We start from the raw sequence: 1,336 nt of genomic DNA, 5'->3' as shown, positions 1-1,336 counted from the left end.
ACCGGCGCGAGGCTGCCTCGCGCCGGCATCCGCCGCCCCGCCGGCGGCCGCGCGGCCTGGCCGCGGACGGGGGCGGCGCCCCCGCCCGCCAAGGCGGACCCTGGGGACCGAGCTTCGCCTCGCCCCGACCGATCACGCTCTGGAGCACATCATGCGACCCATTCCGGCCATGCTGGCCGTCGGCGCCCTTTGCGCGCTGCCCCTCGCCGCGCCCCGCGCGCATGTCACCCTGGACCCCGCCGCCGCGCCGGCCGGCAGCTATGTGCGCGCCGCGCTGCGCGTGCCGCATGGCTGCGCCGGCGCCGCCACCACGCGCATCAGCCTGGAACTGCCCGAAGGCGTCTACTCGGCGAAGCCCATGCCGAAGCCCGGCTGGCGCCTGACCATCGAGCGCCGCCGCCTGCCCGAGGCGGTCCGCAACCCGCATGGCCGCGAGATCGAGGACGAAGTGGCCCGCATCACCTGGGAGGGCGGGCCGCTGCCGGACACGCAATACGAGGAATTCGTGCTCATGCTGCAGGCGCCGAACGAGCCCGGCGGGGTGCTCTACCTGCCGGTGCAGCAGGGCTGCGAGGGCGGCAGGTCCGACAACTGGGCCGAACGCCCGGCCGCCGGCCAGCATGCGCATGACCTGGCGCGGCCGGCGCCAGCGCTGCGGCTGACCCGGCCATGAGGAGGACCGCCATGACCCGTCGCACCCTGCTGCTCCTCGGCCTGACGCTGGCCGCCGCCCCGGCCCTGGCGCAGCACGCGCCGCCGCAGCAGGTCGGGGACATCGCCGTCGCGCATCCCTGGACCCGCGCCGCCGGGCAGGGCGGCACGGGGGCCGGCTTCCTCGCCATCAGCAACCGCGGCGCGGTGGCCGACCGGCTGGTCGGCGTCGCCACCCCCGCCGCGCGGGTGGCGGAGCTGCACACCCATATCCGCGACGGCGAGGTGATGCGCATGCGTCCCGTCCCGGCCATCGACCTGCCGGCCGGCCAGACCGTGACGCTGCAGCCGGGCGGGCTGCACCTGATGCTGATCGGCCTGGCGCAGCCCCTGGTCCAGGGCCAGTCGGTGCCGGTGACGCTGCGCTTCGAACGGGCGGGCGAGGTGACGGTGCAATTGCAGGTCCAGGCGGCCGGCGCCCGCGGCCCGGCGCATTGAGGGCCTGACCCTGCGGCCCGCGGCCGGGATGGCCTGCCGCGGGCCACGCCCCGGGCGGGTCCGGGCGGGATCGCCCGCCCGGATGCCCCTGCCGGCCGCCGCATCCCCGGCGGCCAGGACCGCATCGGGGCGCGGCGCCGCGCCGGAAGCCCCCACCCGGGGGGGCCTGCGCATCCGGATGGGACGG

The 1,336-nt window shown here is 77.8% G+C and carries 2 protein-coding genes; both read left to right on the top strand.

Translation table 11 applies throughout. From position 1 onward, the window contains the following. The first annotated feature begins 151 nt into the window (after positions 1 to 151). Positions 152 to 673 carry a YcnI family protein gene (locus E2C05_RS31835; RefSeq protein ID WP_133223599.1) on the top strand — a complete coding sequence of 174 codons (522 nt, stop codon included), beginning with the start codon at positions 152 to 154 and terminating at the stop codon, positions 671 to 673. An 11-nt stretch (positions 674 to 684) separates the two neighbouring features. Next, a complete protein-coding gene (locus E2C05_RS31830) occupies positions 685 to 1,149 on the top strand; it encodes a copper chaperone PCu(A)C (RefSeq protein ID WP_240046986.1) in 465 nt (154 codons plus the stop codon). The last annotated feature ends 187 nt before the right edge of the window (positions 1,150 to 1,336 follow it).

It is taken from the genome of Paracraurococcus ruber (assembly GCF_004353985.1).
GTDB lineage: Bacteria > Pseudomonadota > Alphaproteobacteria > Acetobacterales > Acetobacteraceae > Paracraurococcus > Paracraurococcus ruber.
Note: the sequence above shows the minus strand (reverse complement) of the source record. Positions and strands in the feature narration are given on the sequence as shown.